The organism is Streptomyces sp. ISL-43, from assembly GCF_018614195.1.
Taxonomy (GTDB): domain Bacteria; phylum Actinomycetota; class Actinomycetes; order Streptomycetales; family Streptomycetaceae; genus Streptomyces.
The window spans coordinates 1-22,959 of record NZ_JAGGOT010000016.1; the positions used below are offsets into that span (position 1 = coordinate 1).

A 22,959-nucleotide genomic window follows, 5' to 3' on the forward strand; every position below is an offset into this window, starting at 1 on the left:
CTTCCGCGGAGCAGCACTAGCGCCCTGATCAGGGGCGGGTTCGGTTGCCGGCGAGGTTGCCGGCGCTAGCAAGGCCGGTCGCTGGCGCTAGCGACCCTAGGCGGCGGTTCGGTGCCGTCTGTGGGCCGTCGAAGGGTCTCCAGCGTCCACCGATGGCAACCCACAGTGACCAGCGCATGACGCTCGTCAGACTGCGCCCCAGGTCAGGGGCGGCTGACCTACCCATTCGCCCGTAGGTGTAGACGACTGGCAAGATGGGGTGTATCTGCCCACCCATCGATCTGCCGGACGGTTTCTCTTGGCTGAGTTCATCTACACCATGCGCAAGACGCGCAAGGCGCACGGCGACAAGGTGATTCTTGATGACGTCACCCTGAACTTCCTGCCCGGCGCGAAGATCGGTGTGGTCGGCCCGAACGGCGCCGGTAAGTCCACCGTCCTCAAGATCATGGCGGGGCTGGAGCAGCCGTCCAACGGTGAGGCGTACCTGTCTCCCGGCTTCACCGTCGGCATCCTCATGCAGGAGCCCAAGCTCGACGAGTCGAAGACGGTCCTGGAGAACGTCCAGGACGGCGCGGCCGACATCATGGCCAAGCTGAAGCGCTTCAACGCGGTCGCCGAGGAAATGGCGACCGACTACACCGAAGCGCTCATGGACGAGATGGGCAAGCTCCAGGAGATCCTGGACCACTCCAACGCCTGGGACCTCGACGCCCAGCTCGAGCAGGCCATGGACGCCCTGGGCTGCCCGCCCGGCGACTGGCCCGTCACCAACCTCTCCGGTGGCGAGAAGCGCCGCGTCGCGCTCTGCAAGCTGCTGATCGAGGCCCCGGACCTGCTCCTCCTCGACGAGCCCACCAACCACCTCGACGCCGAGTCGGTGAACTGGCTGGAGCAGCACCTTTCGCAGTACAAGGGCGCCGTCGTGGCCGTTACCCACGACCGGTACTTCCTGAACAACGTCGCCGAGTGGATCCTCGAGCTCGACCGCGGCCGCGCCCACCCGTACGAGGGCAACTACTCCACCTACCTGGAGAAGAAGGCCACGCGTCTCAAGGTCGAGGGCCGCAAGGACGAGAAGCGCCAGAAGCGCCTCAAGGAAGAGCTGGAGTGGGTCCGCTCCAACGCCAAGGGCCGCCAGACCAAGTCCAAGGCCCGTCTCGCCCGCTACGAGGAGATGGCAGCCGAGGCGGACAAGATGCGGAAGCTGGACTTCGAGGAGATCCAGATCCCGCCGGGCCCGCGTCTGGGCTCGATCGTGGTCGAGGTCAACAACCTCTCCAAGGCGTTCGGTGACAAGGTCCTGGTCGACGACCTGTCCTTCACGCTGCCGCGCAACGGCATCGTCGGCATCATCGGCCCGAACGGCGCCGGCAAGACCACGCTCTTCAAGATGCTCCTGGGCCTGGAGGATCCGGACTCCGGCTCCGTCAAGGTCGGCGAGACCGTCAAGATCTCGTACGTCGACCAGAGCCGCGCCAACATCGACCCCAAGAAGTCCCTCTGGGCGGTCGTGTCGGACGAGCTGGACTACATCAACGTGGGCCAGGTCGAGATGCCGTCGCGCGCGTACGTCAGCGCCTTCGGCTTCAAGGGTCCGGACCAGCAGAAGGCGGCCGGCATCCTCTCCGGTGGTGAGCGCAACCGCCTGAACCTCGCGCTGACGCTCAAGGAGGGCGGCAACCTGCTGCTCCTCGACGAGCCCACCAACGACCTCGACGTCGAGACCCTGTCCTCGCTCGAGAACGCACTCCTCGAGTTCCCGGGTGCGGCCGTGGTCATCTCCCACGACCGCTGGTTCCTGGACCGAGTCGCCACGCACATCCTGGCGTACGAGGGCGAGTCCAAGTGGTATTGGTTCGAGGGCAACTTCGAGTCGTACGAGAAGAACAAGGTCGAGCGGCTCGGAGCGGACGCCACGCGTCCGCACCGCGCCACCTACAAGAAGCTCACCCGAGGCTGAGGTCGAGCCATGGCCAGACATCACTACCGGTGCCCCCTGCGCTGGGCGGACATGGATGCCTTCGGGCACGTCAACAACGTCGTCTTCCTCCGCTACCTGGAGGAGGCGCGGATCGACTTCATGTTCCGCCTCGCGCCGGGGGAGGGCAGTGAGTCCTTCACGGGCGGTTCCGTCGTGGCCCGCCACGAGATCGACTACAAGCTGCCCCTCGTGCACCGCCACGAGCCGGTCCTCATCGAATCCTGGGTGACCCGGATAGGCGCCGCGTCCCTGACCATCCGCTACGAGGTCAAGGACGAGGCGACCGAGGAGACGCCCGAGACGGTCTACGTGCGCGCCGAGACCGTGGTCGTGCCGTACAACCTCGTCGAGGGGCGGCCCCGCCGCATCACCGCCGAGGAGAAGCTCTTCCTCCAGGAGTACCTGGACGAGCCGCAGACCGGTTCCAGGGGTCTCGCGGCATGAACGAGCAGTTGCGCTTCGCCGATTCCGGGGAGGCGGCGGACCTCGCCGCCTTCCTGGGCCGGCTGGTGCACTACGACCACGCCGCCGCCGTCCGCCTGCAGGCGCAGGCCGGCGGCGGCGCGCTCGCCGTTTTCGGGCGGCCGCCGTCCTTCGACGTGCTGGCCATCCGTACGGTGCGGCTCGCCGCGCCCGTCTCGGCCCCGCTGGACCTGACCGTCTCGGCCGGCGAGCTCCTGGAGTCCGTCGACGAAGCCCGCGAGGCCGGCGCCGTCGTGCCCGCGCCCGTCACCGGACCGCCCTGGGCCGGGGTGCTCCCGCCCCGCGCGGGCTGGCGGCAGGTGGAGGGGCTGCCCGGCCCCGAGGCGGTACGGGAGGCCCTGGTGGCCGCCGTCGCCGAATTCCGGGCCCGTGACGAGGCCCTGCCCCCGCAGCACCGGACCCGCTCCGAGCGCGACCGCATCGGCCGCGAGATCTGGTCCCGCACGCTGGGGGACACCGAGCTTCCGCTGCGCGCCGTGCACGCCGCGCAGTCCCTGGGCTTCCTGCGGCCGGTACGGTCCCCCGTGCCCGTGCCCGTGCCCGCGCCCGCCCCGCCCGGCGCCCCCGAACCCCTCGCGCTGTTCGCCGCCGGGGGCTGGCTGCGGCTGCGCACCCCGTACGGCTCGATCGCCACGCGCCGCCCCGGCGGCCTCGGCGCCCTGCTGGTCCGGCCCGTCTAGAAGATCGCGTACGGGACCTCGTACGGGATCCGGTCCGCGCTAGCCCGCCGTGTTGATCATCGACGCGGCTGCGTACGTCAGGTACCGCCACAGCTGCGCCTCGTGCTCCGGCGCCAGGCCGAGCTCGTCCACCGCGATCCGCATGTGGCGCAGCCACGCGTCGTGCGCCGCGGAGTCCACCTGGAAGGGCGCGTGCCGCATGCGCAGGCGCGGGTGGCCGCGGTCCTCGCTGTAGGTGTTCGGGCCGCCCCAGTACTGCATCAGGAACAGCGCGAACCGCTCCTCGGCGGGTCCCAGGTCCCCCTCCGGGTACATCGGACGCAGCAGCGGGTCCTCCGCGACCCCCTCGTAGAAGCGGTGGACCAGGCGGCGGAAGGTGGCTTCGCCGCCCACCTGTTCGTAGAAGGTCTGCTCCTGGACCGTGCCCCGCGGAATCTCATTCACCCGACCATCGTCTCAGACGCCCGGACGGAGGACCCCGGTCCTAGGACCCCTGTCCATGGCTGCCGGGGGCCTCGGGGTAGCCCGGGGACGCCGTCGGCAGGACAGTGGATGCATGGGCACACACGCCGAGGTCCGCGACGTGCGGGAGACCGCGCACGCGGCTCAGGTCCGCGAGCTGACCGCCGCCGGGGTGCTGGAGGATCCGGCCTGGCGGGCGGCCTTCGCCGCCGTGCCCCGGCACGTCTTCGTCCCGTACTACTACATCGGCCGCGGCGCCGGCCACGAACGGATCTGGTCCGAGGACCCCGACCCCGGGCGGCGGGCCCGCTGGCTGCGCGGGGTCTACACCGACGCCCCGCTCGCGACCCGGCTGCGCGACGGCGAGCTGGTCTCCTCCAGCAGCCAGCCCTCGCTGATGGCGAAGATGCTGGAAGCCCTGGACGTGCGCGACGGGGACGACGTGATGGAGATCGGCGCGGGCACCGGCTACAACGCGGCCCTGCTCTGCCACCGGCTCGGCGACGCCCACGTCACCACGGTGGACCTGGACGAGGAGATCACCGAGTCGGCCCGCTCGCACCTGGCCCGGCTCGGCTACCGGCCGGCCGTCGTCACCGGAGACGGGGCGCGCGGCTGCCCCTCCCGCGCCCCCTTCGACCGGATCCTGGTGACCTGCACGCTCCCGCTGATCCCGTACGCCTGGCTCGGCCAGTGCCGGCCGGGGGCGCGGATCCTGGCCCCGCTGTCGACCGGACTGATCGCGCTGACGGTGCGGGACGCCGATCTCGCGGAGGGCCGCTTCCTGCACACACCGGCGTACTTCGTGCCCCTGCGCGGGGCCACGGCGGCGCCGCCGGGCACCTACGGGATGCCGCCAGGGCTCCCGTACGAGCTCGTGGGCAACGAGCGCTTCCAGTTCATGCTGGTGCTGACCTCGGGCGCGCTGCACCCGAGGGAGGCGCTGGACCTGTGGCGGCGCGAGGACCGGCCGGCGCGCGAGCGGTTCGGGGTGACGGTCAGTGCCGAAGGGCAGTGGTCGTGGCTCGACGATCCCCAGGGGCCCTACGTGTGGCCCCTGGGGGAGACGAGCCGCTAGGGCGTGGACGGCCCAGCCCGGCGGGTGTCCCGCGGGCTCAGCCGCGCCGGACGGTGATCGTGGTCCAGGCGCCGACGTGGACGCGGTCGCCGTCGCCGAGGGGGACCGGCACGTACGGCTGGATCGACTCCTCGCCGCCGTTGATGGTCGTGCCGTTGGTGGAGTTCTGGTCCACCACGGCCCAGCTGCCGTCGGGCTGCTGCACGAGCACCGCGTGCTGGTGCGAGACGCCCGGGTCCTCCGGGGGCACCGACAGGTCGATGTCGGGGGACTCGCCCGTCGAGGCGCGGCGGCGGCCGATGGTGATCTGGCCTCCCGTGAGCGGCAGGTGCTGCTCGGGGGAGTACGCGGGCAGGCTGAGCCCGGCGGCCTCGGGCCCGCTGCGGTGCATCATCGCCATGAAGTACGTGCGGTCCGGGCCGATGGTGGCGGTCCAGGCGCCGCCGCCCTGGGGCCGGGGCGGGAACGGCTGGTGGGGCTGCTGCTGGTGGTGCTGATGCTGCGGCTGCTGGTACTGCGCCGTCTGGTACTGCGGCGGCTGCTGTTGCTGCGGCTGCTGGCGCTGCTGCTGGGGCGGCGGGGGCTGCTGCTGGTACTGGGGCTGCTGGTACTCCTGGTGCGCCGGGGGCGGCAGCATCCAGTCGTCCTCGCGCTGCAGCGGCTCGGCCGGGCGGTTGACCCGGGAGGGCCGCGAGCCCTGGTAGTCGAAGTGGTCCTGGGAGTACGCCGGCGGAGCCGAGGGCGCGCCCGGAGAGGGCGGCGGCGGGCCGGGGGTTCCCACGGCCCCGGTAGCGCCGTGCGTGCCGGGAACGCCGTGGCCGCCCGGGCCGCCGCGACCGGCGCCCGGTCCCGCGTCCGGGGCGACCGGCGTGTACGAGGTCGCCGTGCGGGTCAGGAAGTTGTACCGGCACTCCTCGCAGTACGGGGCCATGGCCTCGCGCGGGGTCCGGCACTGCGGGCAGAGCTCGGCCTGGGCGGTCGGCTCGCCGGTGGGAGGGTAGCCGTAGCCGTAGGAGGGCGCCCCGGGGGTGCCCGTAGGGGCGGCCATGCGGTGGCCGCAGACCTCGCACCAGTCGTCGGAGGCGGACTGGTGCCCGTTCGGGCAGGTCGGCATCGCGGCGCTTCCTCCTTCTTCCCGCCCGGTCGAGGCAGGGTTTCTTCTTCGTCTTGGCTTCTTCAGCCCGCGCCCAACCGGATTGTCAGGCTTTTTTCACTCGAACGGTTTGGGTCGAACGCGTTTCAAGGGTCATTTCGTCCGCGTCGGCGACCTTCGCCTTCAGCCGCACAGTACCCGCAGCCGCATCGACGACATCGACCACCTTCGCCAAGAGCTTCGCGGTGTCCGCGTTGCCCGAGGCGCTCGCCAGCTGCACGGCGCGGCCGAGTTTGGCCGTCGCGCCGCCGACATCACCCAGTTTGCGGGCTTCCAGGCCCTGCTGGATAGCCTGCGCGAGCTCCGCTTGTCCTGTGTAGTGCGCCACCTGCGGATTGATGGCGGTGGACGAGGCGAGGTCGTCCGTCCACACGGCACGGACCAGGCCCTGGGCGAGGACGGCCGGAGCCTCGCCCGGCGCCCCCGGCATGACGAGCGAAGCGCGGGCGGCCAGCATCTCCTGCCCGACGGCCGCACTCGGCACCCGTACGCACACGTGGTACTCACGGGACTCGTCGCCCCACGAGCCCGTCGGATAGTCCCCGGCGCGCGGGCCCGCCTCCGTACGGCGGTCCGTGAGGTCCTGGACGGCCGGCGCGACCTGCTTGACGTACTGGATCTCCACGCCCACCGGGGTCCACAGGCGCAGCGCGACGTCCGCGACCTCCTTGCCCATGGCCTTCTCCATCACGCGCGTGAAGTCCTCGGTCAGGTGTGCCGGGTCGGCCACGATGTCGGCGGTGCCGAGCAGCGCGCTCGCGATCCCGGTGACCTCCTTGACCTCCCAGTCGGTTCCCACGCCCCGGGCGTCACACGTGAAGCGGCCCGCGCAGGCGTCGAGGGTGGCGCGCAGGACGGCCGGCTCCTCGTGCTCGTTGCGGCCGTCGGTGAGCAGGATCCCGTGCCGGATCGCGGCGCCCGCCCCGCGCAGCAGGCCGTCGGCGAGGCGCAGCCAGGTGCCGATGGCGGTGCCGCCGCCGGAGGAGAGCCCGCGCAGGGCCTCCTTGGCCTGGGCCCGGGTGGCCGCGTCGGCGACGGCGAGGCGGCCCTGGCCCGGATAGACCTCCTTGGCCACGTGCGTACCGGCGATCACGGCGAAGGCGGTGCCGTCGCGAAGGGTGTCGACGGCGGCGGCGGTGGCCTCGCGGGCTCCGCGCATCTTGTCGGGCGGGTACTCCATGGAACCCGAGCAGTCGACCATGATCACGACGGCGGCACCGCCCGGGACCACGGCGGTCCGGGTGGCGGCGGCCCCGCCGGTCGAGGTGACCGTGACGATGGCGTGGACGTCGCGGCCGCCCTCGGGGAGGAACTCGTTCTGGTACACGTCCACGCTGAAGCGCGGGGCGCTCGGCTTGGCGAAGTTCGCCATCGGTCGGTACTCCTCGGGACGGGGATCAGGCCTGGGCCTGCGGGGCGGCGGGGCTCGCGGGCGGGCTCTGCGGCGGCGCGGAGAAGGGGACGACGGCCACGGTGACGTTGTCGTGCCCGCCGCCGTCGAGCGCGTGGCCCACCAGCACCTGCGCGCTGTGCAGGGGCCGGACGGCGGCGTCGGACGGGAGCACCTGGGCCAAGTCCCGTGCGGACTCGGCGTAGTTCCACAGTCCGTCGGTGCAGACCACGACCACGCCGTCGTGGTCGGGCTTGAAGGTGGCGGTGTGCGGTTCCAGGTCGTAGGCGTCGGCCCCGAGCCAGCCGGTGATGGCGTGCGCGCGGACGTCGGCGTAGGCCTCGGCCTCGCCCATCAGGCCCGCCGCGACCATCTGGGCGGCCCAGGAGTCGTCCTCGGTGAGGCGCCGGGGGAGCGCGGCGCGGTCGTCCGGGACCCAGTAGGCGCGGCTGTCGCCGACCCACCCGATGGTCAGCAGACCGCTGCTGACGACGGCGCCGACCAGCGTGCAGGCGGGGGCGTTCTGGGCGCCGGGAACCTCGGGCGCGAGGGCGTTGACGGCGGCCGCGGCGGCCAGGATCGCCTCGTGCATGGCCTCCTGGGGGTGGGCGCCGCGGGGGAGGGCGTCGAGCAGCGCCTCGTTGGCGGCGACGGCGGCGGCGGCCGAAGCCTCGTCGGGGCGGCTGGCGGAGGACACGCCGTCGCAGACGATGGCCACGGTGGCGGCGGAGCCGTCGGGCAGCGCGGTGGCCGCCACGGCGAAGGAGTCCTCGTTGCGGTGGTGGCGCAGCCCGCGGTCACTGACGGCGGCGACGCTCCCGAGCTCCTCCTCGAGGTGGTCCCGCTCCCGGGGCTGGGCGTGCCCGCAGTGCTCGCAGTACCCGTCGGTGTCCACCCGTCCGGCGCGGCACGCGACGCAGGTCTTCCCGCCGCCTTCCGGCTCGCCGCCGCCGTACGGGGCTTCGTGCGCGGAGCCCGGGCCCTGCGGGGCGGGGTTCCCGTACGGCGGCTCGTGGCCGTCGGCCGCGCCCTCGTACGGGGACTGGTCCGCGGCAGCGGCAGCGGAATCGGAGCCGGGGCCGTACGGGCCGCCCGGCTCCGCGGCGGCTTCCGAGGCTTGGTATCCAGCGGCCTCGTACCATGCTTCGCCCGAGGAGCCCGAGGAGCCCGAGGAGCCCGAGGAGCCCGAGGAGCCCGAGGAGCCCGAGGAGCCCGAGGAGCCCGAGGAGCCCGAGGAGCCCGAGGAGCCCGAGGAGCCCGAGGAGCCCGAGGAGCCCGAGGAGTTCGCGGCGGCCTGGCCGAGCGGGACGGTGGGCCCGTAGGGGTCGGACCCGGTGGCGCCGTACGGGGCTGCGCCGGCAGGGTGCTGGCCCTGCGGGACGGGGCCGTCGTACCGGGACCGGCCGCCGGCGTCCGGTCCCGGTACGACGGCCGGGTCGGTCCAGCCGGTGGGGCCGGAGGCCAGGGTGGGGGCGGCGGTGGAGGTGCTGCCCCAGCCGGGCGCGGGCTCGCCGCCCGCGTGCCCGGCGGCGGCCGGCTCGCCGTATCGGCCGGGGGCGTAGGCGCCGGAGGACACGGGTGCGAGGGCCTCGTCGGGCGCCGGGCGGCCGCGCGTGGCCGGGACGCCAGCCGGCATCCCGCCCGCCGGGGCCGCCGGGGCGGCGGCGGCGGGGACGGGCGGAGCCGCCGCCGGGGCCGCGGGTGGCGTCACCGGGGTGGCCGCCGCGGTGGGGGCGGAGGCCGTGAGGGCGTATCCGCAGAGGCCGCAGAAACGGTCACCCTCTTCCAGGGGTTCCGCGCAGCTGGGGCAGCCCGACGGCCGATGCATCGACATCAATCACACCCACGTCCGTGGACGGAAACGGTTTGCCCGCTCCACCAGTTCGATCCTCTCCTCGCCCCGCTGCGCCAGCCGTGCCAGCACGCGGAACGAGCGCTCCAGGCCGAAGCGCAGCCCCCGCTCGTCCAGTTGGCAGCCGAACAGCGAGGTACCGCCGGGGTCGGAACCCCGGCTGCCCGACAGTACCCAGTCCAGCGCCGAGCCCAGAACTTCCGCCCTCAGCCGCTCGTGGCGCACCGAGTCCAGGCCGAGCCTGCCCAGTGCCTCCACCTGCGCGGCGGTCGCCGTCAGATCGGGCAGCAGGTCCTCCTGCGGAGACCGGTCGCGCAGGCGTGCCCGTACGGCCGCCACCCGAGCGGCGGTGTAGTGGATCGACGCCTCCGGTACGGACTCCAGCGTGCGCACGGCTCCGTCCCGGTTCCCGGCGGCCAGCTGCACCCGGGCCAGCCCGAACGCGGCGCCGACGAAGCCCGGGTCCGTGGCCCACACCAGGCGGTAGTACTCGGCGGCGTTGTCCAGCTGCCCCAGGACCTCGGCGCACAGGCCCAGCGCCAGCTTCGGCGCCGGCTCGCCGGGGAAGGCGTCGTAGACGGCGTCGAAGGACAGGGCCGCCGTCGCGTCCTCCCCGACGGCCAGCGAGGCGATGCCGCGGGCCCACACCACCCGCCAGTCGTCCGGGTGCCGTGCTTCCAGCTCGTCCAGCGCCTCGGAGACCACGGGCGCGTCGGCCTCGCCCAGTTCGAGCCGGGCCCGGAGCTCCCGCAGCCGCAACTCGGCGGATTCGCCCGGGGCCGAGCCGAGCGCGGCCAGCAGGTCGGCCGGGGCGGAGGCCAGCAGACCGGCCAGGAAACCGGCGTTGGGGTCGGCGGCGTCGACCAGTGGCACCGGCAGGGCCAAGGCGGCCTCGCGGGTGTCCAGGGTCGACAGCTCCGGCCGCCGCACGGCGGCGGCGACGGACGGCAGCGGCACCGCCGTCGGTGCCCGGCGCGGCGCGGGCACGGCCGGACCGGCGGCCTTGTGCGTCGCCGTGGTCACGAGCCCGGTCGTTCCGTAGCCCGTGATCGGCGCCGCGGAGGGGGCGACCAGCGGGTCGGAGGCCGATGCCCCCGGCGCCGCCACCGAACCCGGACCCGGAGCGGAGCCGGTAGCGGAGGCCGGCCCGGAGCCCGAAGGGCCCACCGCGGCCCCGGCCGGACCGGAACGCCGGCCCGCCTTCCACCGCTTCACGGTCCGCCCGCCCAGCCGGGACACCTCCGCCCCCGGCTCGTCGCTGAACAGCCGGTCGTCCGGCACGCGCAGCTCCGGCCCGAACAGCGTGGAGACCTGCGGCCTCGGCCGGCCCGTCTGGAGCGCGACGACCTCCCGCAGCACGCCCGTCAGCTGGTCGGCCATCTCCTGCGCCGAGGCGAACCGCCGTCCCGGATCCGGGTCGGTGGCCCGTACCAGCAGCCGGTAGAACGACTCGTACCGCCCGAACACCTCGATGTGCTCCGGGTCCGGCAGCGAGTCCACGAAGACGTTGGTGTACCCCTGGAAGTCGAAGGTCAGGACGGCCAGCGTGCGCGCCACCGTGTACAGGTCGGAGGCGACCGAGGGGCCGACCTCCGCGACCTCGGGTGCCTGGTAGCCCACGGTGCCGTAGATGGCCGACTCATCGTCGTCCATCCGCCGGACCGCGCCCATGTCGATCAGCTTCAGCTGATCGGCCTGCTGGATGGCGTTGTCGACCTTGAAGTCGCAGTAGAGGAGGTTCCTGCTGTGCAGGTGGCCGAGCGCCTCCAGCGCCTCGATGCCGTAGGCGCACGCCTGCTCCACGGGGAGCGGATCGCGGCGTCCGTCCGTCCGCCGGCGATCGTTGGCGATCTCCTTGAGCGATTTGCCACCGACGTACTCCATGACGATGTACCCGTCCAGCGAACCGGTCCGCTGGTCCAGGTGCTCCACGAAGTTGTAGATCCGCACGATGTTGGAGTGCTCGATCTCCGCGAGGAAGCGCCGCTCCGAGATCGCGGCCGCCATGGCGTCCTGGTCCCCGGTGTCCAGCAGGCCCTTGAGCACCACCCAGCGGTCCGAGACGGCCCGGTCCACCGCGAGGTAGACCCAGCCGAGGCCCCCGTGCGCGAGGCAGCCCGCGACCTCGTACTGGCCGTGGACGAGGTCGCCCGCGTGCAGCTTGGGCACGAAGGAGTACGGGTGCCCGCACTTGGTGCAGAAACCTTCCGTCCGTCCCGGCCGCTCACCGCGCGCCCGACCCACCGGAGCACCGCAGTCCGAGCGCGAGCAGAACCGCTTGCGCTCCGGGACCTCCGGATTCTCCAGCACCGCTTCCGAAGGATCCGGACGCGGCACCTCCGGTACGTTGACCAGCCCGGCCCCGAGCCGGCCGCGGCCCGAACCCGAGGGGGCCGAGCCCGAACTGCGCACCGACACCGACCGGGTGGACGCGGCGCCCGAGAGCGCGCGCGACAGCCGGCCCGACACGGAGCGCCGGGAGGAGGACGAGCGCGAGGACCGGGAGGCCCGCGAGGAGGCCGAGGAAGCGGACCGCCCGGATCCGTGGGACGCCTGCGACCCGTGAGATCCCTGGGAGCCCTGCGAATCGCCGTCGCGCGCCGCGCTCGTCATCGCCGTCGGCACCGACACCAGCTCCTCGGCGCCCGCCGCGACCGCGCCGGCCGGCGCCAGCCCGCAGGTGCCGCAGTACAACTCGCCGCCGCCCATGTCCTCATACGACCCCGGGCAGCCGGGGCGCATGCACGCCGTTCCGATCAGACTCACGCGTCCCCCTCTCCCGGCCCGACGGGCCACTCTCGATCCGATCGCTGCTGCTGTTGCTGCTGTGGCGGCACCAGGGTCTCGGCCGCCGCCCGCTGGTAGCGCAGCACGGCCTGCTCGGCGGCCCGCAGATCGCAGGGCGCGCTCCACAGCATCCGCCGGGCCGTGTCGTAGCGCTCCATCAGCAGCGGGTCCTCCGCCATTCCGTGCCGGGCCACCTTCGCCTTGTAGGCGTCGAGCCGCCCGCGCAGCTCCGCCCGCATCGCCAGCGGGGCCGTCACAGCGGTCAACGATTCGCGGGCCCTCAACAGTTCCTCCTCGGCCCGCTCCTCCAGCGACTCCAGCAGCGGCGACAGCCGGTGCCACTGGGACCGGCGCCGGTACTCGGCCGCCGCCGACAGCTGCTCCTGCAGCGCCGTCGGCGGACCGCTCACCGCCGGCACCTCGGACGCCGCGATCTTCGCCAGTACCTCGCCGCGCGCCACCCGGGCCTCCGCCAGGGTCCGGTCGGCCCGGGAGAGCACGTCCCGCAGGCCGATCAGCCGCTGCTCGGAGTCCTGCCGGACGGCCAGTACCGCCTCGACCTCCCGGCGTACGTCCTCCAGGGCGAGCGCGGCCCGGTCGTACCGCTTGGTGTCCGGGCGGCCGCCACCCGGCGCCGAACTCCCCGCCACCGCGACCCAGAACGCCAGCGGGTCCTCGATCACCCGCGCCCGCAGCTCCGTCAGCTCGGCCGTGATGGCCTCCAGGTCGTCCCCCGAGGGGTGCTCCCCGGGGCGGACCCCCACCGAGTGGGCCAGCGTGCGGGTGCGGTGCAGCTCGGCGGAGAGCAGGTCGATCCGGGCGGGCAGCGCGGACCACACCGAATCGGCGGCCACCACCACGTCCAGGGAGCTCGCGTACAGCTCGTTCATGCGGGCGACCAGCTCGGCGAGCGAGAACCGCTCCGCCAGCTGTGCACCCTCCACCGCGGCCCCGGCGATCAGCACCCCGGGCCCGTGCAGCCGGTCGGTGAGCTCGACCAGGTCCTCGTGGCTCGGCCAGCGCCGCCGCTCCCGGATCTGGCGGGCGGCGGCCAGCGCCCCGCTGTAGGCGTCGAAGTAGCGCCACAGGCGGGTGATGGCCGCGTCGGCGACGGCCCACCGCTCCTTGGTGACCCCGGTCAGCCCGGCGCCCTCCAGGAGCCGCCGCCCGGAGTGGTCCTGGAGCGCCAGCAGCGAGGTCTCGACGGCCTCGTGCTCAGCGCCCAGCCGGGCCAGCGCGCGGTCCACGCCGTCCCGGTCCATCACTGCCGATCCAGCTTCCACCGGCCCCGCCTTCGATCTCGTGACATCGGGCTCAGAATCCGCCACCGGCATCAGTCCCGGTACTTGGGCGCGGGCGGTCCGCTCACGCCGGGCAGCACGGGCTTCAGGTGGGTCTTGTAGGCGTTCATCCACGGGCTGTCCTCACCGCCCGAACGGTAGTCCTCCAGCACCTTGTTGACCCGGCGCACCAGATCTCCGGCGTCCCTGTTCATGGCCACCCCGTAGAACTCCTTGGTGAACGGGGAGCCGACGAGCTGGATCGAGGGGTCCTGCGCGGCCTGGCCGGCGGCGAGGGCGTTGTCCGTGATGATGCCGTCCACCTCGCCCAGCTGCAGCCGGACCAGGCAGTCCAGCTGGTTGGGCACGCTGACCGGGACGGATCCGTACGACTGGGAGGCCAGGGCCGCCTCCGCCGTGGAACCGGCCGCCGTGCAGATCCTGCGGTCCTTCAGCGAGGCGTCGTAGCCGGTGATGGCCGAGCCCTTGGGCGCCAGCACCTGCTGTCCCGCCTCGAAGTACGCCGTCGAGAAGGCGACGTCCTCCAGCCGCTTGCAGTTGATCGTCATCGTCCGCACGACTATGTCGACGGTGTTGTCCTTGAGCGCGGGGACGCGCTGGCTCGTGGGGATCGCCCGGTAGATGACCGCCTTCTCGTCGCCCAGGATGTCCTTGGCTATGGCCTTGACCAAGGCGATGTCGAAGCCGTCGAGCTGGCCGGCCGGGTTGCGGTAGCCCCACTTGAAGCTGTTCTGGTCCACGCCCGCGACGAGGTGACCCGCCGCGCGGATCCGCTGGATGGCCGGGCCGTCCAGGCCGCCAGGGCGCAGGCTCGCCTCCGGGTCCTGGCAGGTGTCGCCGGGAGCTGGCGGGGCGACGGCCATCCTGGCCGGCTCGCGCACCAGCGAGGAGGGTGCCGCGCCGCCGGGGGCCGCCTGGGCCAGCGGCAGCAGCACGGCCGCGGCCGTCAGCGCGCAGGCCGCGGCCATCGCGCCGACACCGCCCCAGCCGCGCAGCCGGCCCGCGAGCCGCCGCACGCCGCCGGGCTCGTACTCCTCGTCCGTGCCGTGGACCTCGGCGGCCTCGGCGCGCCCGGAGCCCGCGTCCTCGTGCCTCGCCCGTCCCGGCATCGCGCTCACCTGTACTCCGAAAGCCTGCGCCCGATGCCGAGCAGTGCCGCCACCGCGCCGACGACCGCCAGGGCCGCCGTGCCTGTCAACAAACCGTCGAGCGCGCCGAGGCCGTCCCGCGCCGCCCGGGTGAACTCCCGCTGTTCGTGGACCACGGCCTGTTCCAGCGACGCGTCCACCGTGTCGAAGGCGGTCCCGCTGTACTCCTTGTGGTCCTTGTCCCCGATGACCTGGCCGAGGGCGCCTTGGTAGTCGCCCGTCAGGTCCGTCTGGCGGGCGGCGGTGTGCAGTTCCTTCCACCGCTTGACGCCGTCGGTGGCGCCGGTGACGGGGGCGCGGCCGGCCTCGTCGTCGGCGAGCTTCGACGCCGTCGCGAGGCCCGCTTCCAGGAGCTTCATGTCGTGGGTGAAGTCCACGTCGTACTTGTCGGACTTCTTGTCGTCGGCCAGTACGGCGCCGCGCGAGATCAGCGTCAGGTTCTCGTTCGCCCGTGCCCGGAGCGAGGCGATCCGGGCGTCGTTGAGCACCTTGAGGGACTCCTGCCCGTCCGTGCGCGCCTCGCTCAGCCCCGACCGGGCGACCGTGTGCCCCGCGGCCAGCCACAGCAGGACCGCCAGCGAGGCGGCGGTCGCGGCGACGAGCCCGTGGTTGAAGACGCGGTTGGTACGGCGGTAGTTGCGCCGCTGGGCCCAGACCAGGGCGGTCAGCGCGAGCAGGCCCGCGCCGAGCGAGGCCAGCGGCACCGCGCGGGCGTCGTCGTAGTCCGTGTAGAGCCGGCCGGTCTCCGCCTCGTAGAGCCGTTGCGCGGCGGGCAGCAGCTGGGTGCTCATCTGCTCGTTGGCGTAGCGGAGGTAGGCGCCGCCGAGCGGCAGTCCCTGCTTGTTGGTGGCCCGCGCCTGCTCGATCAGGCCCGTGTAGCGGGGCAGCTGCTCGCTCAGCAGGGTGATCTGCTCGCGCGAGTCCTCGCCGGCCCCGGTGTTCGCGGCGGCGCTCACCAGCAGCCGGGACGCGTTGGCTATGTCCTTCTCGTAGCGTCGGCGGACCTCGCGCGGCTCGTCGCTTCCGGCGAGGAAGCCGCTGGAGGAGGCCGTGTCGGCGTCCGCGAGGGAGCGGTAGATGCTCGCCGCGTCCGCGCTCAGCGGCTGGCTGCGTCCCACCACGTCGTCGGCGGAGGTGACCCGGCCGGAGATCTCCCAGAAGGCCACCGCGCCGAACAGCAGGACCAGCGCGGCCAGGACCGCGCCGATGATCCGCAGCCGGCCGGGCTCGGTCGTGGCGGCGGCGCGCAGCCGCTCCACGCCCTCGGCCCAGGCCGTGCTCCGTCCGGACAGCCCGTCGGGAGGTGGCGCGGGCGGCCCGGAGGGCGCCACGACGCCGCCGTCGGGCGCGGGCGCGCGTGATGTGATGGCCACCGTGACCTCCCCCTCGGTCCTTCGTGCTTCGCAGCAGTATGGCCTTAGTGACGGTGGACCACAGCACCCGGTGCTGGATCAGGCACGATCCGCCCCGGTCCGTCCCCCTGCCGCGACTCGGTTCCCGCTCGGCCCGCCCCGGTCCGACTCGGTCCGCCCCCGGTCCGCTTCGGACGCCCTCCGCGACCCCTCCGTCACCCCTCACCGTGAATACGCCCCACCGGCCGCCGTGGTTCCACAGGGCCCCGGGTTCACCCGAAATGGGCACGCAGCTTCCCGTAGGCCTCGGGCCGCGCCCCGAGCGCGTCCAGCCCCAGCAGTCCGGCGCCCAGGACCGGCGGGGCCGTCACCACCGACAGCCGGGCGTACGGGGCCCGCTCGGCGAGCAGTTCCCCGATCCGCCCGTTCAGCTGCGGATGCCGGGCGGCCAGCACGCTGCCGCCCAGCAGTACGGGTGCCTCCTCGCCCAGCAGGCCGAGCCGGCCCAGCGCCACCGAGGCCAGCGCCACCACCTCCTCGGCCTGCCGCTCGATGAGGGCCGAGGCGGCCGCGTCGCCGGCCGCGGCGACCGCGAACAGCACCGGCACCAGCTCGTGGACGCGGCCGGGCGCGATCGTGCCCAGGTGCACCGCCTCGATCAGTTCGTACATGGAGCCCAGCCCGAAGTGGTCCGGCAGGGCCGCCGCGAGTTCCGTCGGCCCGCCGCGCCCGTCCTCGGCACGCGCCGCCCACCACATGGCCTCGAAGGCCAGTCCGCCGCCACCGCCCCAGTCGCCGGAGATCTGCCCGAGCGCCGGGAACCGGGCCGTGCTCCCGTCGGGCAGCATGCCCACGCAGTTGATGCCGGCCCCGCACACGACCGCGACCCCCTTGGGGCCCGCGGCGCCGGTCAGGCCGGCCCGCAGGATCGCGAAGGTGTCGTTGCGCACCTCGGTGGCCGCGCCCCAGCCGCGCGCGTCGATGGCCTCCGCGAGCCGGCGCTCCTCCACCGGCAGGTCCGCGTTGGCCAGACAGGCCGCGACCTGGGCGGCGTACGGGACGCCGGGCGCGAGTCGCGGCAGTCCGGCGGCCCGGGCCGCCTCGGCGACGGCCTGCCCGAGGACGTCCACCGCCGCCTCCACCCCGACGCGCGGGGGCTGGAAGCCGCCCGCGCGCCCGGTTCCGAGGACCGTGCCGTCCGCGGCGATCAGCGCCACGTCCGTCTTGCTGTTGCCCGCGTCGACGGCGAGGACCGCCGCGGCCGCCGGCGGGGGAACGGGCCGGCTCACGCCCATGCCAGGTGCTCCTTGTTGTGCGCGAGAAGCCGGTCCGTCAGCCCCTCGGCGAGGTCGAACTGCCCCACCAGGGGGTGCGCCAGCAGGGCCTTGAAGACCCGCTCGCGGCTACCGCGCAGCGCCGCGTCCAGCGCGAGGTCCTCGTACGCCGTCACGTGCGCGACGAGCCCCGAGTACAGCGGGTCCAGCCGCGGTACGGCCAGCGGCGCCGGTCCGGAGCGGTCCACCCGGGCCTGCACCTCGATGACGGCGTCGTCGGGGAGGAACGGCAGGGTCCCGTTGTTGAGCGTGTTGACCACCTGTACGGCGCTGCCGCCGTCGCCCAGCAGGGACGCGGCCAGGTCCACGGCCGCCTCCGAGTAGAAGGCCCCGCCCCGCTTGGAGAGCAGTTCCGGCTTCTCGTCGAGTGCGGGATCCCCGTACAGGCCGAGCAGTTCCTTCTCCATGGCGGCGACCTCGGCGGCCCGCGACGGCTTGGTCCCGAGCTCCCGGACCACCTCGTCGTGCGCGTAGAAGTAGCGCAGGTAGTAGGAAGGCACCGCGCCGAGCCGGTCCAGCACCGCGCGCGGCAGGCGCAGGTCCGCGGCGATGGCCTCGCCGTGCTCGGCGATCAGCCGCGGCAGCAGGTTCTCACCTTCCGGTCCGCCCTTGCGGACCCCCAGCTCCCAGGTGAGGTGGTTGAGGCCCACGTGGTCGAGGTGGATGTCGGCGGGCGTCAGGTCCAGCATGGCCGCGAACCTGCGCTGGAAGCCGATGGCCACGTTGCACAGCCCGACCGCCTTGTGCCCGGCCTGAAGCAGGGCGCGGGTGACGATCCCGACCGGGTTGGTGAAGTCGATGATCCAGGCGTCCGGGTTGGCGCGCCGGACCCGCTCCGCGATGTCGAGGACCACCGGCACCGTGCGCAGCGCCTTGGCGAGGCCGCCCGCGCCGGTGGTCTCCTGGCCGACGCAGCCGCACTCCAGCGGCCAGGTCTCGTCCTGGAGCCGGGCCGCCTGGCCGCCGACGCGCAGCTGCACCAGGACCGCGTCGGCGTCGGCGACGCCCGCGTCGAGGTCGGAGGTGGTGGTGATGCGGCCCGGGTGCCCCTGTTTGGCGAAGATGCGCCGGGCCAGGCCGCCGATCAGCTCCAGCCGTTCGGCGGCCGGGTCGATCAGCACCAGCTCGCCGATGGGCAGGGTGTCGCGCAGCCGCGCGAATCCGTCGATCAGCTCGGGCGTGTAGGTGGAACCGCCGCCCACCACTGCGAGTTTCATGGTCATTCAGCCTTTCACTCCGGTCAGGGTGACGCCCTCGACGAATGCCTTCTGGGCGAAGAAGAAGAGGACGATCACCGGTGCCATGACCAGCACGGTCGCCGCCATGGTCAGGTTCCAGTTGGTGTGGTGGGCGCCCTTGAAGGACTCCAGCCCGTAACTGAGCGTCCAGGCGGCCGGGTTGTCGGACGCGTAGATCTGCGGGCCGAAGTAGTCGTTCCAGGCGGAGAAGAACTGGAACAGCGCGACGGCGGCGATCCCGGGCTTCGCCATCGGCAGGACCACCCGCACCAGGGTGTGGAACTCGCCGCAGCCGTCGACCTTGGCGGCGTCCAGGTACTCGTCGGGGATGGTCAGCAGGAACTGGCGCAGCAGGAAGATGGAGAATGCGTCGCCGAAGGCCATCGGGATGATCAGCGGCCACAGCGTGCCGGACAGGTCCAGCTGCTTGGCCCAGAACAGGTACATCGGGATGACGACCACCTGCGGCGGCAGCATCATCATGGCGATCACCAGCAGCAGCGACAGCCGCCGGCCGCGGAAGCGGAACTTGGCGAGCGCGTAGGCGACGGGCACCGAGGAGACCACGGTCAACAGGGTGCCGAGGCCCGCGTACAGCAGGGTGTTGCGCCACCAGGTCAGGAAGCCGGGGGTGTCCCACACCTTCGCGTAGTTGCCCCACTCCCAGCTGTGCGGCCACAGGTCGCGGGTCAGCGCCTGCTGGTCGCTCATCACCGAGGTCAGGAAGAGGAAGACGAACGGCAGGACGAAGAAGAGCGCCGCCGCGACGCCGAGGGAGTGCACGGCGACCCAGTGCAGGGCGGCCCGGCGGCGCGCGGTGCGCACGGCCCGCGCGGAATCCGACGTGCCGGACGCGGCGGGACGCGGGGCCCGCTTCGTGGGGGTGATGGTCTGGCTCATGTCTCAGTCACCTGCCTCGATCAGCCCGCCGCGCCGCCGCATCAGCAGGGCGGTGAAGGCCATGGAGAGGGCGAACAGCACCAGGGCGACCACGCAGGCGGTGCCGTAGTCGAAGCGCTGGAAGCCGGCGTTGTAGATGACCTGGGGCAGGGTCAGCGTGGACTTGTCGGGGTACCCGGGTTCGAACTGCTGGCCCGAGCCGCCGATCACGCCGGCCGCCACCTTCCCCGCCACCAGGGGCTGCGTGTAGTACTGCATGGCCTGGATGACCCCGGTGACCACGGCGAACAGGATGATCGGCGAGATGTTCGGCAGGGTGATGTGGCGGAACCGCTGCAGCGCCCCGGCCCCGTCCAGCTCGGCGGCCTCGTACTGCTCGCGCGGTACGTCGAGCAGCGCGGCCATGAAGATGACCATCAGGTCGCCGACGCCCCACACCGCGAGCGCGGTCAGCGCGGGCTTGGACCAGTCGGCGTCCGTGAACCAGCCGGGCGTGGGCAGCCCGACCGAGTCCAGCAGGGTGTTCACCGGGCCGGTGCCGGGGTTGAGCAGGAAGACGAAGGCCAGGGTCGCCGCCACCGGAGGGGCCAGGTAGGGCAGGTAGAACAGGGTGCGGAAGATGCCCGTGCCGAGCTTGATCTTGGTGATGAGCAGGCCGGTGCCGAGACCGAAGACGACCCGGCAGGCGACCATCACCAAGACCAGCCACAGGGTGTTGCCCATGGCCGGCCAGAACATCGGATAGTCCGAGAACACGTAGGTCCAGTTGTCCAGGCCGTTGAAGACGGGCGGACGGAAGCCGTCGTACTTGGTGAAGGAGAAGTAGACGGTGGACAGGAGCGGGTAGGCGAAGAAGACGCCGAACCCGATCAGCCAGGGCGACATGAAGGCCGCCGTGCGCAGCGCCGACCTGCGCCGCTTCGCACGCAGCTCGGGCGAGGGGGAAGGAGAAGGAGGAATCGCGGTCGCGGTCATCGGTGGCTACTTCGCCTTCGCGATGTCCGTGTCGATCTGCTGGTCGGTCTTGGCGAGACCGGCCGGGATGTCCGTGACGTCACCCTTCTCGACCGAGTACGCGAAGTCCGTGAAGGTCAGCTGGTAGGTCCCGCCGTCGGCCTGGGCCGGGGTGGTGCTCGACTTCGGGTGCTTGGCGATGTCGATGAACGTCTTGAACTCCGGGCTCACCTGCAGCTTGGGGGAGTCCAGCGCGGCCAGCGTGGAGGGCACGTTGTGGATGGCGTTGGCGAACTCCACGACCGCGTCGGTGTCGGTCGTCATGTACTTCGTCAGTTCCCAGGCGGCGTTCTGCTTCTGGCTCTTCGCGGAGATGCCCATGATCGTGCCGGAGAGGTAGCCCTTGCCGTAGTCGCCGACCTGGTCGTCCGGCACGGGCAGCGGCGCGGTGCCGATCTCGAAGGCGACTCCGGCCTCCTTCGCCATGGACGCCCGCCACTCGCCGTCGATCTGCATCGCCACCAGGCCCTTGTGGAAGGGGTGTTCCGCGCTCCACTCGTCGCCGAAGGTGTTGCGGAACTTCTCCAGCTTCTCGTAGCCGCCGAGCTTGGCGACCAGGTCTTTCTGCGCCGTCAGCATCTTCGCGAAGGCCGGGTCCTTCGCCAGGTTGGACTTGCCGTCGGCGCCGAAATACGACGGGCCCCACTGGGCGGCCAGTCGCATGGGGGTGGTCTCGTAGCCGTGGTAGGTGGGCATCAGGCCGAGCTGCTCGTACGAATCGCCCTTGGCCACCGTCAGCTTCTGCGCGGCCTCGGTGAACTGGCTCCAGGTCTTGATCGGTTCGGTGATCCCGGCGGCGGCGAAGGCGGTCTTGTTGTAGACGAGGCCGTACGCGTCGTTCAGCAGCGGCAGCGAGCACTGGTTGCCGTTGAACTGGGTGTACTCCATCAGGGTCTTGGGGAAGACCTTCGCCTTGTCGATCCCCGACTTCTGCAGGAAGGGGTTCAGGTCCGCGAAGGCGCCGGTGTTGCAGAACTTGCCGACGCTGTCGGTGGTGAAGGAGGAGACCACGTCGGGGGCCTTGTCCCCGCCGGCGCGCAGCGCCTGGTTGATCTTGTCGTCCGTCATGTTGCCCGTGACGTTCACCTTGATGTTCGGGTGCGCCTTCTGGAACCGGGCGATGTTGTCCTCGATCGCCTTGATCTCGCTCGGGGCGGACCAGCCGTGCCAGAAGTTGAGGGTGACGTCCTTGTTCGGGTCGTCGGCCGCGGTGTTCGAGGTGGACCCCGTACACGCGGTGGCGAGCACGGATATCGAGGCGACGGCGACGGCGGCGGCGGTCAGGCGGAGGGTTCTGGGCATGACGGAGTCACTCTCTGCGCGGGGGGACTTCCTGGAGGGGTGTTGCGAGTGGGACGTACGGGGCTCCGCGCGCTACGGGCTGCGCGTGGGGCGGGAGGTGCGGCCTGTGCGGAGGTTACGGGAGTGGGTGCGGTGGGTCGGGTGGGGAGGGCGCGGTCGGTGGGGGCGCCGCGGGTTCAGCGGCGCGAGGTGTCGAAGACCTCGTCCCGGGTGGCGGCGAGGGCGCTCTCCAGCGCCCCGCGCAGCACGGGCCGTTCCCGCACCTCGCCGGTGACCAGCAGGGGCCGGGACGGGGCGAGGTCGGCGAGTTCGGCTTCGAGGAGCCCGCGCAGCGGTTCCCCGCCGGCGATGGTCAGCGCGCCGGAGAGGATCACGACCTCCGGGTCCAGGACGGCGACCAGCGAGGCGAGGCCGGTGGCCAGGGCGGTGGCGTACTCCCGCAGGAGCAGCAGGTTGGCCCCCTCGGGCGCGGCCGCCGCCTGGGCCAGCAGCGCGGCCGCCGCTTCGACCATCGCCCCGGACTCGGCCCCGTGCACGGCACCGTGCACCGAGCCCGAGCCGGAGGCGGCGGCGGGCGGCGCCTCGATGCCGAGGCGGGCGGCCATCCCCGGCAGCACCTGTACGCCGGCCAGTTCCTGGTAGCCGCCGGAGTTGACCCGGGTGACCTGGCGGACCAGCGGGTGGCCGGCGACCGGTAGGAAGCCGATCTCCCCGGCCCCGCCGGTCCAGCCGCGGTGCAGCCGGCCGCCGAGCACGAGGGCGGCGCCGAGGCCCTCCTCGTTCCACAGCAGGACGAAGTCCTCGTGGCCGCGGGCGGCGCCGAGGCGCTGTTCGGCCACGGCGGCGAGGTTCACGTCGTTCTCGTACTCGACCGGCATCGGCAGGGCGGCCGCCAGTTCGTCGAGGAGCGTGGGGGACTGCCAGCCCGCGAGGTGGTCGGCGTAGCGCAGCACCCCGGTGCGCGGGTCGAAGGAGCCGGGGGTCGCGATGACCACCCGGTGGATGTCGCCGAGGTGCAGTCCGGCGTCCTTGACGGCCTCGCCGAGGGCGCGGGTGACCTGTGCGACCGGCCCGGTGCCCTCCGCGTACGGGAGTTCGTGGCTGCCGATCACCTCGCCGGCCAGGTCGGCGACGGAGGCGAGGATCCGCCCCGGGGTGACGTCGAGTCCGGCGACGTGCGCGGCCTGCGCGTTGACCGCGTAGAGCTGTGCGTTGGGGCCGGGCCGGCCGGTGGCGGTGCCGGTGGCGACGACCAGTCCGGCGGCCTCCAGGCGTGCCAGGAGCTGGGAGGCGGTGGGCTTGGAGAGCCCCGTGAGGTGCCCGATCCGGGTCCGGGACAGCGGACCGTGCGTCAGCAGGAGCTCAAGGGCGGCCCGGTCGTTGAGGGCGCGCAACAGGCTGGGCGTACCGGGGGTGGCGGCGGGCATGGGGTGTTTTCTCCCTCACCGAAGTGAACTGTTAGGTAAGTTTCCTATTCGTGTGTGAGTCGTGTCAATGGCGA

The 22,959-nt window shown here is 72.8% G+C and carries 18 protein-coding genes; 4 read left to right on the forward strand and 14 right to left on the reverse strand.

Annotated features, from left to right (window positions below):
- Positions 1-298: 298 nt before the first annotated feature.
- The 3 genes from ettA to J7F03_RS10370 are packed head-to-tail and all read left to right on the forward strand — an operon-like array spanning position 299 to position 3,147.
- Positions 299-1,963: an energy-dependent translational throttle protein EttA gene (gene ettA / locus J7F03_RS10360; RefSeq protein ID WP_214948406.1), complete on the forward strand. Its 1,665-nt coding sequence runs from the start codon at positions 299-301 to the stop codon at positions 1,961-1,963.
- A gap of 9 nt (positions 1,964-1,972) precedes the next feature.
- Positions 1,973-2,428 (forward strand): thioesterase family protein, encoded by a 456-nt coding sequence (locus J7F03_RS10365; protein ID WP_214948407.1) that lies wholly within the window; start codon positions 1,973-1,975, stop codon positions 2,426-2,428.
- Entirely contained in the window at positions 2,425-3,147 is a 723-nt protein-coding gene (locus J7F03_RS10370) for a hypothetical protein (RefSeq protein ID WP_214948408.1), read from the forward strand. Before J7F03_RS10365 ends, J7F03_RS10370 begins: the two co-directional genes overlap by 4 nt.
- 39 nt (positions 3,148-3,186) lie before the next feature.
- On the opposite strand, the gene J7F03_RS10375 is transcribed toward J7F03_RS10370, so the two are convergent.
- Complete coding sequence (locus J7F03_RS10375) at positions 3,187-3,591, reverse strand: globin (RefSeq protein WP_214948409.1); 405 nt, start codon at positions 3,589-3,591, stop codon at positions 3,187-3,189.
- Positions 3,592-3,703: 112 nt separating this feature from the next.
- On the opposite strand from J7F03_RS10375, the gene J7F03_RS10380 reads away from it, so the two are divergent.
- Positions 3,704-4,687: a methyltransferase domain-containing protein gene (locus J7F03_RS10380; RefSeq protein WP_214948410.1), complete on the forward strand. Its 984-nt coding sequence runs from the start codon at positions 3,704-3,706 to the stop codon at positions 4,685-4,687.
- A gap of 37 nt (positions 4,688-4,724) precedes the next feature.
- Here the strand turns inward: J7F03_RS10380 and J7F03_RS10385 are convergent, their stop codons facing one another.
- The 13 genes from J7F03_RS10385 to J7F03_RS10445 form a co-directional block, all read right to left on the reverse strand.
- Complete coding sequence (locus tag J7F03_RS10385) at positions 4,725-5,801, reverse strand: FHA domain-containing protein (protein ID WP_214948411.1); 1,077 nt, start codon at positions 5,799-5,801, stop codon at positions 4,725-4,727.
- Between the two features lie 85 nt (positions 5,802-5,886).
- Positions 5,887-7,212: a VWA domain-containing protein gene (locus tag J7F03_RS10390; RefSeq protein WP_214948412.1), complete on the reverse strand. Its 1,326-nt coding sequence runs from the start codon at positions 7,210-7,212 to the stop codon at positions 5,887-5,889.
- A gap of 25 nt (positions 7,213-7,237) precedes the next feature.
- Positions 7,238-9,064 (reverse strand): protein phosphatase 2C domain-containing protein, encoded by a 1,827-nt coding sequence (locus J7F03_RS10395; protein ID WP_214948413.1) that lies wholly within the window; start codon positions 9,062-9,064, stop codon positions 7,238-7,240.
- A 3-nt stretch (positions 9,065-9,067) separates the two neighbouring features.
- On the reverse strand, positions 9,068-11,839 hold the full coding sequence (locus J7F03_RS10400; RefSeq protein ID WP_214948431.1) for a serine/threonine-protein kinase: 2,772 nt from the start codon (positions 11,837-11,839) through the stop codon (positions 9,068-9,070).
- A 5-nt stretch (positions 11,840-11,844) separates the two neighbouring features.
- A complete protein-coding gene (locus J7F03_RS10405; protein ID WP_374104298.1) occupies positions 11,845-13,203 on the reverse strand; it encodes a hypothetical protein in 1,359 nt (452 codons plus the stop codon).
- Positions 13,203-14,138 carry a glutamate ABC transporter substrate-binding protein gene (locus J7F03_RS10410; protein WP_251071713.1) on the reverse strand — a complete coding sequence of 312 codons (936 nt, stop codon included), beginning with the start codon at positions 14,136-14,138 and terminating at the stop codon, positions 13,203-13,205. The genes J7F03_RS10405 and J7F03_RS10410 overlap by 1 nt, the downstream gene beginning before the upstream one ends.
- A 146-nt stretch (positions 14,139-14,284) precedes the next feature.
- Positions 14,285-15,691: a hypothetical protein gene (locus tag J7F03_RS10415; protein ID WP_374104299.1), complete on the reverse strand. Its 1,407-nt coding sequence runs from the start codon at positions 15,689-15,691 to the stop codon at positions 14,285-14,287.
- Between the two features lie 251 nt (positions 15,692-15,942).
- Positions 15,943-16,965, reverse strand: a complete 1,023-nt coding sequence (locus J7F03_RS10420) for an N-acetylglucosamine kinase (protein ID WP_214948414.1) — start codon at positions 16,963-16,965, stop codon at positions 15,943-15,945.
- Positions 16,956-18,221: a 6-phospho-beta-glucosidase gene (locus J7F03_RS10425; protein ID WP_214948415.1), complete on the reverse strand. Its 1,266-nt coding sequence runs from the start codon at positions 18,219-18,221 to the stop codon at positions 16,956-16,958. Before J7F03_RS10425 ends, J7F03_RS10420 begins: the two co-directional genes overlap by 10 nt.
- Before the next feature lie 6 nt (positions 18,222-18,227).
- The gene (locus J7F03_RS10430) at positions 18,228-19,142 is read right to left on the reverse strand and encodes a carbohydrate ABC transporter permease (protein ID WP_214948416.1); all 915 of its coding nucleotides are present in this window, start codon (positions 19,140-19,142) and stop codon (positions 18,228-18,230) included.
- A gap of 3 nt (positions 19,143-19,145) precedes the next feature.
- Positions 19,146-20,117: a carbohydrate ABC transporter permease gene (locus J7F03_RS10435; RefSeq protein WP_214948417.1), complete on the reverse strand. Its 972-nt coding sequence runs from the start codon at positions 20,115-20,117 to the stop codon at positions 19,146-19,148.
- A 6-nt stretch (positions 20,118-20,123) separates the two neighbouring features.
- Complete coding sequence (locus J7F03_RS10440; RefSeq protein WP_214948418.1) at positions 20,124-21,458, reverse strand: ABC transporter substrate-binding protein; 1,335 nt, start codon at positions 21,456-21,458, stop codon at positions 20,124-20,126.
- A 176-nt stretch (positions 21,459-21,634) separates the two neighbouring features.
- A complete protein-coding gene (locus J7F03_RS10445; RefSeq protein WP_214948419.1) occupies positions 21,635-22,885 on the reverse strand; it encodes an ROK family transcriptional regulator in 1,251 nt (416 codons plus the stop codon).
- Positions 22,886-22,959 lie beyond the last annotated feature (74 nt).

Bases quoted from the DNA above. Each gene is read 5' to 3' on its own strand.
- J7F03_RS10365 (WP_214948407.1), top strand. From the start codon at position 1,973: ATGGCCAGACATCACTACCGGTGCCCCCTGCGCTGGGCGGACATGGAT.
- J7F03_RS10370 (WP_214948408.1), top strand. From the start codon at position 2,425: ATGAACGAGCAGTTGCGCTTCGCCGATTCCGGGGAGGCGGCGGACCTC.
- J7F03_RS10380 (WP_214948410.1), top strand. From the start codon at position 3,704: ATGGGCACACACGCCGAGGTCCGCGACGTGCGGGAGACCGCGCACGCG.
- J7F03_RS10385 (WP_214948411.1), bottom strand. From the start codon at position 5,801: ATGCCGACCTGCCCGAACGGGCACCAGTCCGCCTCCGACGACTGGTGC.
- J7F03_RS10390 (WP_214948412.1), bottom strand. From the start codon at position 7,212: ATGGCGAACTTCGCCAAGCCGAGCGCCCCGCGCTTCAGCGTGGACGTG.
- J7F03_RS10395 (WP_214948413.1), bottom strand. From the start codon at position 9,064: ATGTCGATGCATCGGCCGTCGGGCTGCCCCAGCTGCGCGGAACCCCTG.
- J7F03_RS10405 (WP_374104298.1), bottom strand. From the start codon at position 13,203: ATGCCGGTGGCGGATTCTGAGCCCGATGTCACGAGATCGAAGGCGGGG.
- J7F03_RS10410 (WP_251071713.1), bottom strand. From the start codon at position 14,138: ATGGCCGCGGCCTGCGCGCTGACGGCCGCGGCCGTGCTGCTGCCGCTG.
- J7F03_RS10420 (WP_214948414.1), bottom strand. From the start codon at position 16,965: ATGGGCGTGAGCCGGCCCGTTCCCCCGCCGGCGGCCGCGGCGGTCCTC.
- J7F03_RS10425 (WP_214948415.1), bottom strand. From the start codon at position 18,221: ATGAAACTCGCAGTGGTGGGCGGCGGTTCCACCTACACGCCCGAGCTG.
- J7F03_RS10430 (WP_214948416.1), bottom strand. From the start codon at position 19,142: ATGAGCCAGACCATCACCCCCACGAAGCGGGCCCCGCGTCCCGCCGCG.
- J7F03_RS10435 (WP_214948417.1), bottom strand. From the start codon at position 20,117: ATGACCGCGACCGCGATTCCTCCTTCTCCTTCCCCCTCGCCCGAGCTG.
- J7F03_RS10440 (WP_214948418.1), bottom strand. From the start codon at position 21,458: ATGCCCAGAACCCTCCGCCTGACCGCCGCCGCCGTCGCCGTCGCCTCG.
- J7F03_RS10445 (WP_214948419.1), bottom strand. From the start codon at position 22,885: ATGCCCGCCGCCACCCCCGGTACGCCCAGCCTGTTGCGCGCCCTCAAC.